The sequence below is a fragment of the Polynucleobacter sp. MG-28-Ekke-A2 genome, from assembly GCF_035012985.1.
Taxonomy (GTDB): domain Bacteria; phylum Pseudomonadota; class Gammaproteobacteria; order Burkholderiales; family Burkholderiaceae; genus Polynucleobacter.
Map to the genome: position 1 here is coordinate 1 of NZ_JAYGQU010000013.1, position 13,670 is coordinate 13,670.

The following is a 13,670-nucleotide window of genomic DNA, read 5'->3' on the forward strand; positions in this document are numbered from 1 at the left end:
ACCCGCTTAAGACCGCCTGACTTTAGAAACTCTTTAACTACCTTTAGCTTGAACTGCTTGCTGTACTTGCTCATAAAACAAAACCCCCTTGGTTGGACATAGCGTCCAACTTTTGGGGGTCAGTTCACTCGGGTGGCTTTTTAAATACTTTGATCTACTTAAGATCTAAAAACTTAAGAGCGCAGATCCTTGCCGTTCAGCGTCAAGCGATTAGACGAACGGTTTTGACATAAACCAATCAGGCGATTTCTTTCGGCCATCACTTTATCTGCATAGCCGCCATCATCCTCGGCATTCGCAGCACCAACGTAGTACTTCAGACCATTGCGCAATGAACCAGCTGTAGCGATCAGGTATTTCAAAATATAGGCACCAACACGAATATTGACTTCAGGCTTAGCAGCTTCAGAAGTCCCGCCAAAGATTGCATACTTGTCTTTATGCACTGAAGTCATCACTTGCATGAGGCCTTCAGCACCGGCGTGACTCTTAGTATTTGGGTTGAAGTTGGATTCCACCGAGATTACTGCCAATAAAAGCACTGGGTCAATGTTGACTTCTTTTGCAATCAAAATCGTGTTTGAAACATACTCTTCAATCTTCAAACGATCGAGACTGTATTTCTTCTCAAAGAAGTCAGCTACAGCACGTTGATTCTGAATCGAACCCATTAAGTTGCTATCCAAAGCCTGGGGGTCCATCTTTGAAGTTGGGATGCGATCAGACAGATGGGAAATCGATTTCACCTGCATTTGCGCCACAGAGGGCATTAGCAAAGCTACGGTCTGCTGCTTGGCACCAGTCAAACCAGTTGAAGCAGGAATCTTAGACTTGCCATGGATCACAGCGGCGATCTCAGTATCAGTGGTCTGGGCGGCTGATACTTCATTGGACTCTTTATATTGATTGAGCATGCCAAAGCCGTTATTCCAAACCATGTGGCGCGCTTCTTCAGGAACAAGGATACGTGCAAGGTCAAAAGCGCCGGCATTAGTACCATTGCCTGAAAGCCAAAACCCAACCACCATGAACACAGTTAAAACGAGTAGGCCATTAATGACCCGATAGATCGGAGCCATGGCATGCGCTAGCAGCTCATTAGCAGTCAAAGTGTTTGACTGAGGATTCTGCATATCGCTCAAATTGTTAGCTAAACATTTACTCATTCATTGTTTACAAGACCTCAAAAAACTAGACTACCGTTTTATGCTGCATTGCAATATCTAAAAAACATGGGTCATCCTAAGAAGTTTCTTATATCAAGTCAAGAATAAAGAAGTAGAAATCAATAACTTATTGATCTAGGAATCCGGGAGATCCCGCATATAGGTAGCTACAAACATATATAAATCAATAAAATCAATAGCTTATGTAGGTTAGGGAGTACTAATTTCACTCTATAAAAAAATCGCTTAAATGGGACTTTTTTGTGTTTTTGGCCAAAAATTCAACCCAAAAAATCATATATCTAGTGCTTTCATGCCTGTAATTTTCTAGGGGTAGTAGCAAGGCAGATGTTATTGCAAGGCAGTATTTTCAAGCCTTCTTCAAGAAAACATGCACTTTGATATACAGAAAAATATCAACAGAGTTCTGTTGCTTATTAGCTCTGGAGCTAGCCCAAGATTAAAAGATGCGTGCGCCTGAAGTGGAGGTCATACACTAAGAGCCCATGAAATTCCTTCGTCACCTTCTTGCCCTTGTAGCAATTGCCGCCTCATTAAACGCCCTTGCGGCTTTTGAAGACTGTAAAGATCTATTCCCAGCTCAGCAAATACCCATGAGTCCACAAGTGGGGCGCGACCTTTGCTTTGATAGCTTTGCCATCTACTACTCTCCTCAGGATAAAAAGCCAATCTATGCCGTTGAAAAGCTTAATCGGGAGCAGCTATCTGCCCCGCACCCGCGAAGAAGCAACCAGTTTTACGAAGAAGCCAGACTACCCTTCTCCGAACGGGCCCTGCTCTCGGATTACCGCGGAAGCGGCTTTGATAGGGGGCATAATGCCCCAGCAGGTGACATGAGTAATGAACGCTCTATGGCTCAATCTTTCTCATTGGCCAATATGATGCCCCAAGCCAGGCAAAACAATCAGGGAATCTGGGCTAAGAATGTCGAGGAGCCGACTAGAGCTTATGTCAAAAGATCTTCAGGCGACATCTACGTTTACACAGGCTCCATTGGCAATAGCGGCAGTATTGGCAGAAGCCGAGTGACGATTCCTAGCCATTTATATAAGTTGGTGTATGACTCCAATAAAAATATTGCTTGGGCATATTGGATCGAAAACACCAATGAAGCATCTATGACTGCCCCCATCTCTTATCCACAGTTGATACAAAAGACAGGAATTGACTTTCACTTACCCGTAGGTGAAGGCGACAGTACGAACAATACGTCGGCGCAGACCCATGACATCAAGGGGCAAAGGGCTCTCGTTGGCGGATGGTATCCCATATTTTTTGACGATTACTCCTCAAGCAAGCTCAATGATGTCATCAACAATATCAAGTCGGGCAAGATAGCCAATATTCAGATTCAATATGACCGCAATGAAACTCTTGCAAAACAGATTTCTTCGCAAATTGAATCGCAGGCCAAGTTCAAGGCCAGCTTAATTCAAAGCAGTCCACCAGAATCAGCAACTGTGACTTACGAACGTAATCGCGTCACACTGATTATTCGCTCAAAGTAATTTAGATTTAGCGTGCAGGCCATGCGCCCGCTGGATTGGCGCCAAGAGTCCACGCAGACCATTGTGGTCTAGGGTATGCATTAATTCCAATAATTCACCAAGCTCGCCCTTAGGAAAACCTTCGCGGGCAAACCACGCCAAATAATTCCCCGGCAGATCAGCCAATGTACGCCCTGCGTGCTTACCAAAAGGCATCTTCATTAAAACCAATTTTTCCAAGGACTCAGCGTTCATTTGTAGAAATCTTACAAGCAAAAAAGAATAGGCCCATAGATTTCGCCATTTTTTAGGTCATGGTTATTTTAATTAGTTGAGAATCATTCTCATCTAATGCTATATTGAGAACCATTCTCATTTAGATTGCTAACCACTAACCTCAAGGGACCATGAAATTGACCATCAATAGACTTCTTGCATTCAGCCTCTTCTTAGTTGCCACACTTCACTTCTCCTTAGCCCATGCAGGCGAGGGAGTGTTTGGCTGGATCTACACCTTAGATTTACAGCCTAAGGGCAAGCTGGAGTTTGAGCAGCGTCTACAACTCAATCAACAGCAAGCAGCAGGAACTTACGATGCATTAACCGCTAGGACCGAACTGGAATATGGTTTAACTAACGACTTTCAGGTTGCTGGCTATATCAACTCTTACTACACCAATGCAAATCAAAATTACACTAATCCAGAAGCTTGTGGAGATACTCCAACCTGTACCGGCGGTTACGGAGTACCTTCTTCGCATGACCCCTCAACAGCGTATAAGAAAAGTGGCATTGAAGGTGGCTCTCTAGAAGCAATTTATCGCATCACCAATCCAGTGACTTCGCCTGTAGGTGTAGGGCTTTATTTAGAGCCGACATGGGGAAGAAATAAAGATGAGCTCGAGGCGAGACTCTTGCTGCAATCTAACTTTATTGATGATCGATTAATTTTGGCGGGTAACGTTGTAGCTGCGAATGAGCGCTTAAAGTTTATTGAAAACGGCAACGTTCCTGAATCGATGCTCGATTTCCTGGTGGGCGCGAGCTATCGCTTTGCCCCCAAGTGGTCGGCTGGTGTGGAGGCACGTTTTCATAATGATTATTCAGAGCTAAATTTACGCAATCAAGTCCAAAGAGCCACTTTTGTAGGTCCCAATATGCATTACGCAGCCAAAGACTGGTGGGTTACTGGCGCTTGGCGCTATCAACTTGCAGGCGGCACCTGCATGGGTGGTGGAGAGGCCGAATGCTCAGATGCTCGCGTCTGGGATAGTCACTCAGTAAATGAATTCATTGTCAAAGTTGGCTTCCCACTTAATTAAGCGAAAGAAACTATGGAAATTCAGAATCTATTAGTTGCAGCTTTAGCTCATTTGCTGAAGTTTCAAGCCACCCAATGTCAAACAGCCAAGAAAAGAGCGTTGATGATGTTTGACAAACTCTCAAATGTCCAAGGCATCAACCCAGAAATTCAAGCACTTTGTAATGAAGCGAATGAATTACTTACTGCCTAAATACATTACCTAGATATCACCCCATGATCTGGAAACCTAAACCCTTAGCTCTTATTGGCATAGCAATGATGAGCGCACCAATCATTGCCCATGCAAAAATTTATGTTTCTGCAGAGCAAGCTCTAAAAATTCTTTTCCCTAACAAAATACTGACGAAGAATCCCGTCATCATTACGGATGATTTGCAAGAAAAGATGCGTATCGCATCCAGCATTCGTTACCCCTTTCAGGGCGAGCGCATCTGGAGGGCAGCTGATGGTAGCTGGTTTGTGGTTGACGAAGTCATAGGAAAACATGAAATGATTACTTATGCCGTTGCCATCAACCCAAATGGTGGCATCGCTGGTATCGAAGTTTTGGAATACATTGAATCTTATGGTTATGAAGTAGCAGAAGCGCAATGGCGTAAACAGTTTGTAGGTAAGACCGTAAATGACCCCATCAAGCTTAATCAAGATATTCAGAATATTGGTGGCGCAACACTTTCTTGCAAACACCTTACTGATGGAGTGAAGCGGGTAACGGTTTTATATGACCTAGCCCTGAAGAACACCCATTCAAAACCCAGCCTCGGAAAGTAACAATGCTTCGTTGCAAACCACTTCTTGGCACCTTTGTAGAGATCTCCATACATCAAGATGATGGGCAAGCGGCTGTTGATAATGCTTTTGCAGCCATTCAAAATATTCATGACCTCATGGGATTTCATGATCCTGAAAGTGAGCTAAGCCAAATCAATCGAAGTGCCCACATGGAAGCAGTTGAGATTCATCCATGGACTGCGCAAGTCATCCGAATTGCAAAAGAGGTTCACCTTGAATCCGATGGCCTATTTAATTGTGGAATAGGCCATCGTCTGGTTGCTGCGGGATTATTACCCCGCCATATCAACTTCTCCAATCATGATCTTGGTGGCGTTGAAGACATTCACTTCCTAGCGCCTGACTTGATACAGTCCCGCCGCCCGGTCTGCCTTGATCTGGGTGGAATCGCCAAAGGGTTTGCAGTAGATATGGCGGTGAGAGTCTTAATATCAGAGGGCATCACATCCGGCTCAGTGAATGCTGGTGGTGACCTACGGGTTTTTGGGAATACCTCCCTCCCAATTCAAGTTCGTCATCCTGAGAGATCTGAGGAGTTAATTCATATCGGATCTTTGAAAGATGGAGCTATTGCCACAAGCAGCCTTTACTTTGCAAAAAGAGATGGTCAGAGGAGTCATATCATCAACCCTCTAGCCCAGAATTTTTCCGAGGTTCATGTGGAGATTGCTGGGTCATTCTCTATTCTTGCAAAAGAGTGTGTTTATGCTGATGCACTCACCAAGGTTCTAGCCTTATCCAATAATGAGCATCACCCTTGCTTTAGTCATTTCTCAGCGCAAGCACTAAGGATAGTCGCATGAGCCGCCTTGGGAAGATGCCTCGCTGGCAAAGAACGTTTGTCATCTGCGGCATGATGGCCTGCTCAATCACTGGCCTGATGTATCTTCTAGGGCATCAATTTCAGATCCAAAGATCCACTCTTGGCACACATAGCATTCTCGCAGCTCATGGCATTGCTGCAATGCTGGCTACCTTAGCTCTTGGATCAGTAATGCCATTTCATATCAAGGTGGGCTATAAGTCCAGAAAGCAGTTGTGGAGTGGCTTTAGCCAACTGGGCTTTCTATTTGCACTTCTCATTACCGGCGGAATGCTTTATTACGGGCCAGAGGAAATCCGCGATACTGCAATTGACACCCATTGGATTATGGGGCTAATGTTCGCTGTCATCTTCTTATTGCACCTAACCGTCATTAGGAAGCCAAAAACAATGGTTAGCTAAATTGTGAGAGTGATAAAACAGATTTATTTTTTACAATAATGGCTGTAGAGCAAGTTCATGACCGATAACGTTATGTCACTGGAAAGGGAATAATAAATTTGCTTACCGTCTCTACGTGTCTTAACCAACTTTTTAGTACGTAGTACTGTCAGCTGTTGCGATAAGGTTGGTTGATGTATTCCGGTTGATTCCTCCAGGTCCCCAACGCACCGCTCCTCAACAGCGATTTCACACAACAACATCAGTCGACTCGGGTTTGAAAGTACTTTTAAGAACTCACAAGCCTTTGTGGCAGAAGACTGCATCTTCTTAAGTTCTGCAATTCGTTTTTTTTCGTTCAACATGAAAATTACAGTGCGTTAAGAGGAATCTTTAAATATGAAATCCCGTTGCTTTCCTTCGGAGGCATATCACCTGCGCGAATGTTAATTTGGATCGAAGGCAAAATAAGTACCGGCATATCTAATGTAGCGTCACGCTTACTACGCATCTGAACAAACTCATCCTCAGTAATACCATCATGCATATGAATATTCGATTTCTTCTGTTCAGCTACTGTTGTTTCGTAATTTACTGGACGCCCATTTGGCGGATAGTCGTGGCACATAAATAATCTAGTCTCACCAGGAAAACTTAAAATCCTTTGCATCGACTGATAAAGCGTGTGTGCATCACCGCCTGGAAAATCACATCGGGCAGTTCCAACGTCAGGCATAAACATGGTGTCGCCTACAAAAATGGCATCACCTACTTGATAAGCCATACAGGCTGGCGTATGACCGGGAACAAAGAGGGACTTAAAGCTTAGATTTCCAAAGTGAATTTCTTCCCCATCTTTAAGCAAAGCATCAAACTGAGAGCCGTCCGCTTGAAATGCCTCTTCCAAATTAAACACTTTTTTAAATACCCCCTGTACCACCGAGATATGATCACCTATAGCAATCTTGCCGCCTAATTTTGATTTTAGATACGGTGCCGCTGAAACATGATCTGCATGTGCGTGGGTTTCTAAAATCCATTCTGTAGCCAGGTGATTGGCCTTGACGAACTCAATCACTTCATCGGCTGATTTCGTTTTAGTACGCCCTGACTTATGGTCATAATTAAGCACTGAATCAATGATTAAACATGGTGAACCCGGTTTCTCATAAACCACATAAGTTACGGTCCAGGTATCTGGGTCAAAAAATCCCTTAACAATCGGTTTCATCTATTTATCCAATTTGCTGTAAATGATTTATTTTATGATAAATACTATATAAAAATGTAGACTAATCATAAACCCTAATAGCCAATCACTATAATTCAAGCTATTTTATTGACCTAGATCTAATAAAACATAGAGGTGGAGATAGTATGACTTCAGCAAACTCGAGTTCCAATGTATTTGACGTAGTAATTGCAGGCGGTGGCGCTGCTGGCATAGGCTTAGCTGCTAGCCTGAAATCCAGAGACCGCTCTCTAAATATTGCAATCATTGAGCCCTCTGAAGAGCACTATTACCAACCCTCTTGGACGCTAGTGGGCGGCGGTGCATTTAACGTCAAAAATAGTCGTCGTCAAACTAAAGATCTCATTCCATCAGGAGTGCGCTGGATTAAAGAGAAGATTGTGGGCTTCAATCCAGATGCCAATGAAGTTCTGGTCAGTAATGGTGCTGCAATTAAATATAAGCAACTAGCAATTGCAACAGGCATTAAGACAAACTGGGATGCTATACCCGGGCTAAAGGAAACGCTTGGTAAAAATGGGGTGACCTCTAACTATAGTTATGAGTACTCACCATATACCTGGGAACTTGTTCAAAGCCTGAAGTCTGGGAAAGCGATTTTTACTCAACCTCCTATGCCAATCAAGTGCCCTGGAGCACCTCAGAAGGCAATGTATCTATCCTGTTATGAATGGCAGAAACAAGGTCGCCTAAAAAATATTGAGGTTGAATTAGACAATGCGGGTGCCGCACTGTTTGGTGTAGCCGACTTTGTTCCGCCGCTTATGGAATATGTCAAAAAATACAACGCCAAACTCAATTTCAATAGCAATCTCATTTCCGTGGATGGCCCAGCTAAAAAAGCGATTTTTGCAGTCAAGGATGCAGATGGAAATGTTACGCAGATTGAAAGATCGTTTGACATGCTGCATGTAGTACCCCCACAAGGCCCTCAAGACTGTCTCAAGGGAAGCCCTGTTTCCAATGCTGATGGCTTTGTAGATGTAGACCAGTTCACCCTTCAACATACTCGCTACCCGAATATCTTCGGACTTGGTGATTGCTGTTCGTCGCCAAACTCTAAAACTGCTGCAGCAGCCAGAAAACAGATTGTGGTCGTCGCAGAGAACTTACTAGCAGCAAAACACAACAAACCCCTGCCAACTAAATATGATGGTTATGGCTCATGCCCACTGACGGTAGAGAACGGGAAAATTGTTTTGGCAGAGTTTGGCTTTGGTGGAAAACTCTTGCCCACTTTTCCTTGGCTCATTAATCCACTTAAGGCTACAAGACTCGCTTGGATTCTGAAGAAAGATGTTCTTCCTTGGCTTTACTGGAATGCGATGCTCAAGGGAAGAGAGTGGTTAGCGCGTCCATTTGAAAATTAATTGATGGACTTTTTGCCCTACCTAACCTTAGCAATTGGAGCATTTGTTGGCGTCTTAATGGGCCTCACGGGGGCTGGAGGCGGTATCTTATCTGTACCCTTACTGGTGTTTCTTCTGCATCTGCCAATGTCAGAGGCAGGCCCGATAGCATTAACAGCAATTACTGTTTCGGCTTTTGCAGGCGCTGTAATTGGATTTAAGGCCAAAGCACTTCGCTATAAAGCAGCCATGTTAATGGCGATTTTTGGCTTGGTCCTATCCCCGGCTGGCTTATGGCTAGCCCAGAAGGTACCAAACACTCCGCTACTAATACTCTTTAGCCTGGTGTTGATGTATGTTTCTATTCGGATGCTTTTACAGGTAGCCAGAAATCTTTCTGGAAAACCTCTTCCACAAATTAAAAGTCCGCCCTGCCAACTAGACTCATCGATCGGAAAGCTGATTTGGACAGTGCCGTGTGCTCGTGCGCTAATGTTCTCTGGCGCCACTGCTGGATTTTTATCAGGCCTACTAGGTGTCGGTGGGGGATTTATTCTAGTTCCCGCTTTAAATAAATTCACTGACCTGCCAATGAAATCAATTGTTGCCACTTCACTTGGTGTTCTCGCAATTGTTTCTGCTGGGGGCGCCTTTATCTCCCTTGCCTCTGGAACTCTGAATACAGCCATTGCAATTCCTTTTGCCTGCGGTTCACTTTTGGGACTTCTCCTAGGAAAAGTATTGGAGCGAAAAATAAGCGGCCCTAGAATTCAGCAAATATTTGCAGTCTTTACATTAATCATTGCCGTGAGCTTAATGATCAAGGCAATAAATCATTGATGACATCTTTTAGTGATGCCTAAAAGACCGCTGTCCTCCCTCCTCTTTATACTCAGCTTTAGCCTTTTAGGAGTTCTGCTGATGTTCATCACAAAGCCAAGCACCTTTCTATCCACTTCCATTAGCGCCGTCTCTGGCAAGGTAAGCAATCTCAATAATGAGCTACTGGAGTACGTAAACCCAGAAAAGCCTACTCACGACCACTCTTCGCAGTATTACAAACGCTTTTTTATTTCCAAATTTAATTTGGGCGATACAGCAGTCGAAGCAAAGTTTTCATCCCCCATGAAAATTACCGATGGTGATCAGATCACCGTATCGGGATATCCAAAGGGTGGTAGCTTTCAGGTTCTTGCCTATAACAATCAAACCCAGCAAGTAGCCAGCAATGAAAATTGGGTTGTATTGTGCTTGGGCGCAGCCTTCTTTCTTGCGGTAGCTATAGGCTTACTGAATAGTGAACTAGTAGCTGGAGGCGCATTGATTCCAAAGCTCTTCTTGGTTGGCTTTACCTTGGTTGCCCTTTACATGGGCTATCGCGCTTTGCTGATTCGAGAGGCTATAAAGCTCTTATCTAGCTAAAGAAAAAGCCCTTATTACTAAGGGCTTTTTTATTACTTTCAGCTTAGACAGCTACTTAGTGACTACCAGCACCACCCAGGTAAGCCGCTTTCACAGCAGGATCATCCTTGAGCTTTGCAGCAGGTCCGTGAGTAGCAATCTTGCCGTTCTCCAGCACATAACCGTAATCAGCTACATTTAAAGCAGCAGCAGCAAACTGCTCAACTAGCAACATGGTGACGCCTTGTGACTTGAGGTTAGAAATGATTCTAAATACTTCCTCAACCAAGATTGGAGCAAGGCCCATGGATGGCTCATCCAAAAGAATGATCTCCGGGTTCAGCATCACAGCACGAGCCATTGCTAACATCTGCTGCTCACCGCCAGACAAGGTACCAGCCAATTGATTGCGACGCTCTTTAAGGCGCGGGAACATTTCAAGAGACTTTTCTAAGTCATGCTTGATGTCACCTTTTGGGCGGCTACCTGTGAAGCGTGGAAACGCACCGAGCAACAAGTTGTCAGTGACGGACATTGTTGTAAACACGCGGCGGCCTTCAGGACTGTGAGCCAAACCTAGGCGGGCGATTTTATGAGAGTCGTAACCGTCAATTTTTTCGCCACCCAATGTAACTTCACCGGCCGTTGGCTTAATCATGCCAGTAATAGCGCGCATGGTGGTAGTTTTGCCAGCTCCGTTTGAGCCTATCAAAGTAATCACCTGTCCTTTAGGAACATCAATATTGATGCCATGGAGGACTTTTACTTTGCCGTAGCCTGCTTCAAGATTCTTAATAGATAACATGGTATTTACCGATTCAATATGTTCTAGTGATTAAGTACCCAAGTAGGCATGAATCACCTTCTCGTCTGCCTGAACTTCAGCTGGCTTACCTTCTGCAATCTTCTGACCAAAGTCCAATACAGAAACGGTATCGCAAACTGACATCACCACATCCATGTGATGTTCAATCAGGATGAAAGTAATACCGCTATCGCGGATCTTACGAATAATGCGCAAGAGTTCTTTGATGTCTGGCGCTGTTAAACCAGCAGCTGGCTCATCTAACAAGAGCAACTCAGGATCCAATGCCAAGGCACGAGCAATCTCCAGCAAACGTTGCTTACCGTATGGCAAGTTACGTGCTTCTTCATTGGCTAAATCATCTAGACCAACGAATTTAAGCAATGCCATTGCACGTGCATGTGCTTCAGCTTCTTCTTTCTTGTAACGTGGCAGATGTAAAGCAATCTCCACCATGTTGGATTTGAAGGTGTGATGCAAGCCAACCAAAATATTTTGGATAGCAGTCATCTCGCCGAAGAGCTGAACGTTTTGGAAGGTGCGTGCGATACCAGACAAAGCGATATCGGAAGAAGTCTTACCAACAACACTTTCGCCTGCGTACAACACATTACCGGCTGTAGGCACATAAATACCAGTCAACACGTTCATCATGGTGCTCTTACCGGAACCGTTAGGGCCGATCAAACCATGAATAGTGCCGCGCTTAATACTGAGATCAACATTGTTCAATGCCTTTAAGCCGCCGAACTGCATCAATACAGAGTCCACTTTCAGGAGCTCAGCACCCGTATTTTGATTGGCAACAGTACTAATGAAGTTAATGGAATCATCCACCTCTTCGTGATCGCCGCCGCGAGTAGTTTTAGCTTTGCCAACCATCGCCTGGTAGAAGCTTTTCGCGAAACCAACGATACCGCTTTGCAAGTAATACACCACTAGCAAAATCATGAAGCCGAAAATACTCAAACGCCAGTCAGAAATGCTATTTAACCAGAATGAAAATGCTGCTAAGCCCACCACACCAATAATAGGAAGAGCTACACGCTTTGGAGTGGTTATCTTCTTAGATAGAGCCATGCCAGCACCCACTACCACCACGACTGCAATGATTGAAGCGACGATACGGAATAGATTGATGTCATCTAACAATTTTGGCAACAGCACAATAATAGCTGCGCCAATAATCGCGCCTAAACGTGACTTACGTCCGCCCATGATGATCCCGAGCAAAAACAAAACAGCCAGCTCATTGTTATAGGTGTTTGGTGAAATATATTGCTCAGAATAGGCATATAAACAACCAGCTAAACCAGCAAAGCCAGCGCTAATCACAAATGCAATCACCTTAAAGCGGTATACGGAAACACCCATACAGTCGCAAGCAACTGGACTATCCCGTAAAGCCTCAAATGCACGACCCATCTGTGACTTCACAAAACGATCCACCACAATTAAAGCCAAAATTGCGATTGCAGAAACTAGCCAAAAATACTCAGCGTTACTCATCGGCGTTCCCATTAACTCTGGGAGCGTTAGCTTTATCCCCAACGGACCTTCGGTTAACCAATCCATTTCATTAATAAGGATCTGCGCAATGGTTCCAAAGGCTAAAGTCACCATGGCCAAATAAGGACCAACTACCTTGAGAGCAGGCAATGCCAAAATGCCGCCAAAAATGGCTGTGACAATAATAGATGCAGGAATAGTGGCCCAAATTGGAAGCCCGAGATGGAAGAACAAAATGCCAGCTGTGTATGAGCCAATACCAAATAATCCAGCGTGGCCCAATGAAACCTGACCAACATAACCAACAACAATATCCAAACCAAATAATAAAATGGTGTAAATCAGAATTGTTTCAGCTAAGTGAATGTAATAAGGGTTATGAATTACCAACGGAAAAATAAATAATCCGGCAATAGCAATTAATAGTGGTAACAGAGACTTCTTCATCATTAAACTTTCTTAATCGCAGATTTACCGAAGAGACCAGATGGTTTGTACGCCAATACAAGCAATAACAAAATCAAACCAGGCACATCTTTGTAACCAGTAGAGATATAAAAACCAGTTGCCGTTTCTACAATACCAAGAATCAAGCCACCAACAATAATGCCGAGGCCGCTAGATAAGCCGCCAATAATCGCAACTGCGAAAGCCTTCAGGCCTAAAGCGCCGCCCATGGTTGCGCCAGTCAGGGTTAAAGGTGCAATCAATACGCCCGCGAACGCTGCAGTTAAGGAAGAAAGTGCATAAGAGAAGGTAATGACTACGCTGGTATTAATACCCATCAAGCCAGCTGCATCACGGTCGTTTGCTGTCGCAACAACCGCTTTACCGTAAATAGTTTTGCGGTTAAAGAACTCTACCAACAACATCATCACTAATGCGCCAACGACTACTAAAATTTCCATTGGGAGAATATTTGCACCCAAGAAACTCATTGGCTCCATTGGTAACGGCGATGGAAATGGCAATGCATCACGACCCCAAATATTTTCAGCCACGTTCTTGAAAATAATACCGAGCGCGATGGTGGACATAATCCAACCAAACTCAGATTTAATCTTGATTGCAGGACGTACGCCGATGAGCTCAACAAAGCTACCTTGCAACATACCAAACAAGCAAACCACAGGAATCATCACCCAGTAATTCATGCCAAAGGTATCTACGCAAGTTAAACCTACAAGAGCACCTAACATCAGCGCTTCACCCTGACCGAAGTTCAAGGTGCCAGATGTGGCAAATGTGAGCTGAAAGCCGAAAGCGATAACCGCGTAGATCATCCCCACCGCTATGCCGCTCGAGAGGATTTGTGCAAACATGTCCATGTTATTGGCCTAAATATTCTAAAAACTGTTTT

At 44.2% G+C, this 13,670-nt stretch carries 16 protein-coding genes; 9 read left to right on the plus strand and 7 right to left on the minus strand.

The window, feature by feature from the left end:
* Window positions 1-173 precede the first annotated feature (173 nt).
* Complete coding sequence (locus tag VC188_RS08540) at window positions 174-1,133, minus strand: lytic transglycosylase domain-containing protein (protein ID WP_323483700.1); 960 nt, start codon at window positions 1,131-1,133, stop codon at window positions 174-176.
* 539 nt (window positions 1,134-1,672) lie between these two features.
* Here VC188_RS08540 and VC188_RS08545 point away from each other — a divergent pair.
* Window positions 1,673-2,695: a DNA/RNA non-specific endonuclease gene (locus VC188_RS08545; RefSeq protein ID WP_215321558.1), complete on the plus strand. Its 1,023-nt coding sequence runs from the start codon at window positions 1,673-1,675 to the stop codon at window positions 2,693-2,695.
* On the opposite strand, the gene VC188_RS08550 is transcribed toward VC188_RS08545, so the two are convergent.
* Complete coding sequence (locus VC188_RS08550) at window positions 2,687-2,929, minus strand: DUF3820 family protein (RefSeq protein WP_215321557.1); 243 nt, start codon at window positions 2,927-2,929, stop codon at window positions 2,687-2,689. The genes VC188_RS08545 and VC188_RS08550 overlap by 9 nt on opposite strands.
* A gap of 152 nt (window positions 2,930-3,081) precedes the next feature.
* Here VC188_RS08550 and VC188_RS08555 point away from each other — a divergent pair, with 152 nt between their 5' ends.
* The 5 genes from VC188_RS08555 to VC188_RS08575 are packed head-to-tail and all read left to right on the plus strand — an operon-like array spanning window position 3,082 to window position 6,015.
* Window positions 3,082-3,996 (plus strand): DUF6662 family protein, encoded by a 915-nt coding sequence (locus VC188_RS08555; protein ID WP_215321556.1) that lies wholly within the window; start codon window positions 3,082-3,084, stop codon window positions 3,994-3,996.
* A gap of 12 nt (window positions 3,997-4,008) precedes the next feature.
* On the plus strand, window positions 4,009-4,188 hold the full coding sequence (locus tag VC188_RS08560) for a hypothetical protein (protein ID WP_215321555.1): 180 nt from the start codon (window positions 4,009-4,011) through the stop codon (window positions 4,186-4,188).
* 23 nt (window positions 4,189-4,211) lie between these two features.
* Complete coding sequence (locus VC188_RS08565) at window positions 4,212-4,769, plus strand: FMN-binding protein (RefSeq protein WP_323483656.1); 558 nt, start codon at window positions 4,212-4,214, stop codon at window positions 4,767-4,769.
* A gap of 2 nt (window positions 4,770-4,771) precedes the next feature.
* The gene (locus VC188_RS08570; RefSeq protein ID WP_216157601.1) at window positions 4,772-5,593 is read left to right on the plus strand and encodes an FAD:protein FMN transferase; all 822 of its coding nucleotides are present in this window, start codon (window positions 4,772-4,774) and stop codon (window positions 5,591-5,593) included.
* Window positions 5,590-6,015, plus strand: coding sequence for a hypothetical protein (locus tag VC188_RS08575; protein ID WP_215321552.1), 426 nt, complete (start codon window positions 5,590-5,592; stop codon window positions 6,013-6,015). The genes VC188_RS08570 and VC188_RS08575 overlap by 4 nt, the downstream gene beginning before the upstream one ends.
* 23 nt (window positions 6,016-6,038) lie before the next feature.
* Here VC188_RS08575 and VC188_RS08580 read toward each other — a convergent pair whose 3' ends face one another.
* Together VC188_RS08580 and VC188_RS08585 are read right to left on the minus strand one after the other, a co-directional pair.
* Entirely contained in the window at window positions 6,039-6,359 is a 321-nt protein-coding gene (locus tag VC188_RS08580; protein WP_215321551.1) for an ArsR/SmtB family transcription factor, read from the minus strand.
* Between the two features lie 5 nt (window positions 6,360-6,364).
* Window positions 6,365-7,225 carry an MBL fold metallo-hydrolase gene (locus VC188_RS08585; protein WP_215321550.1) on the minus strand — a complete coding sequence of 287 codons (861 nt, stop codon included), beginning with the start codon at window positions 7,223-7,225 and terminating at the stop codon, window positions 6,365-6,367.
* A 146-nt stretch (window positions 7,226-7,371) separates the two neighbouring features.
* Here VC188_RS08585 and VC188_RS08590 point away from each other — a divergent pair, with 146 nt between their 5' ends.
* The 3 genes from VC188_RS08590 to VC188_RS08600 all read left to right on the plus strand — a co-directional run bounded on the left by VC188_RS08590 (window position 7,372) and on the right by VC188_RS08600 (window position 10,017).
* A complete protein-coding gene (locus VC188_RS08590) occupies window positions 7,372-8,616 on the plus strand; it encodes an FAD/NAD(P)-binding oxidoreductase (RefSeq protein WP_323483657.1) in 1,245 nt (414 codons plus the stop codon).
* A 3-nt stretch (window positions 8,617-8,619) separates the two neighbouring features.
* Window positions 8,620-9,435, plus strand: a complete 816-nt coding sequence (locus tag VC188_RS08595; RefSeq protein WP_323483658.1) for a sulfite exporter TauE/SafE family protein — start codon at window positions 8,620-8,622, stop codon at window positions 9,433-9,435.
* Between the two features lie 81 nt (window positions 9,436-9,516).
* Complete coding sequence (locus VC188_RS08600; RefSeq protein ID WP_323483659.1) at window positions 9,517-10,017, plus strand: hypothetical protein; 501 nt, start codon at window positions 9,517-9,519, stop codon at window positions 10,015-10,017.
* A gap of 55 nt (window positions 10,018-10,072) precedes the next feature.
* Here VC188_RS08600 and VC188_RS08605 read toward each other — a convergent pair whose 3' ends face one another.
* Genes VC188_RS08605 through VC188_RS08615 form a run of 3 tightly spaced genes read right to left on the minus strand, consistent with a single transcriptional unit; the run spans window position 10,073 to window position 13,638 of the window.
* Window positions 10,073-10,801, minus strand: a complete 729-nt coding sequence (locus VC188_RS08605) for an ABC transporter ATP-binding protein (protein WP_215321546.1) — start codon at window positions 10,799-10,801, stop codon at window positions 10,073-10,075.
* A 30-nt stretch (window positions 10,802-10,831) separates the two neighbouring features.
* Window positions 10,832-12,760 (minus strand): ABC transporter permease subunit, encoded by a 1,929-nt coding sequence (locus VC188_RS08610; protein WP_215321545.1) that lies wholly within the window; start codon window positions 12,758-12,760, stop codon window positions 10,832-10,834.
* Window positions 12,760-13,638 (minus strand): branched-chain amino acid ABC transporter permease, encoded by an 879-nt coding sequence (locus tag VC188_RS08615; protein WP_072583996.1) that lies wholly within the window; start codon window positions 13,636-13,638, stop codon window positions 12,760-12,762. Before VC188_RS08615 ends, VC188_RS08610 begins: the two co-directional genes overlap by 1 nt.
* Window positions 13,639-13,670 lie beyond the last annotated feature (32 nt).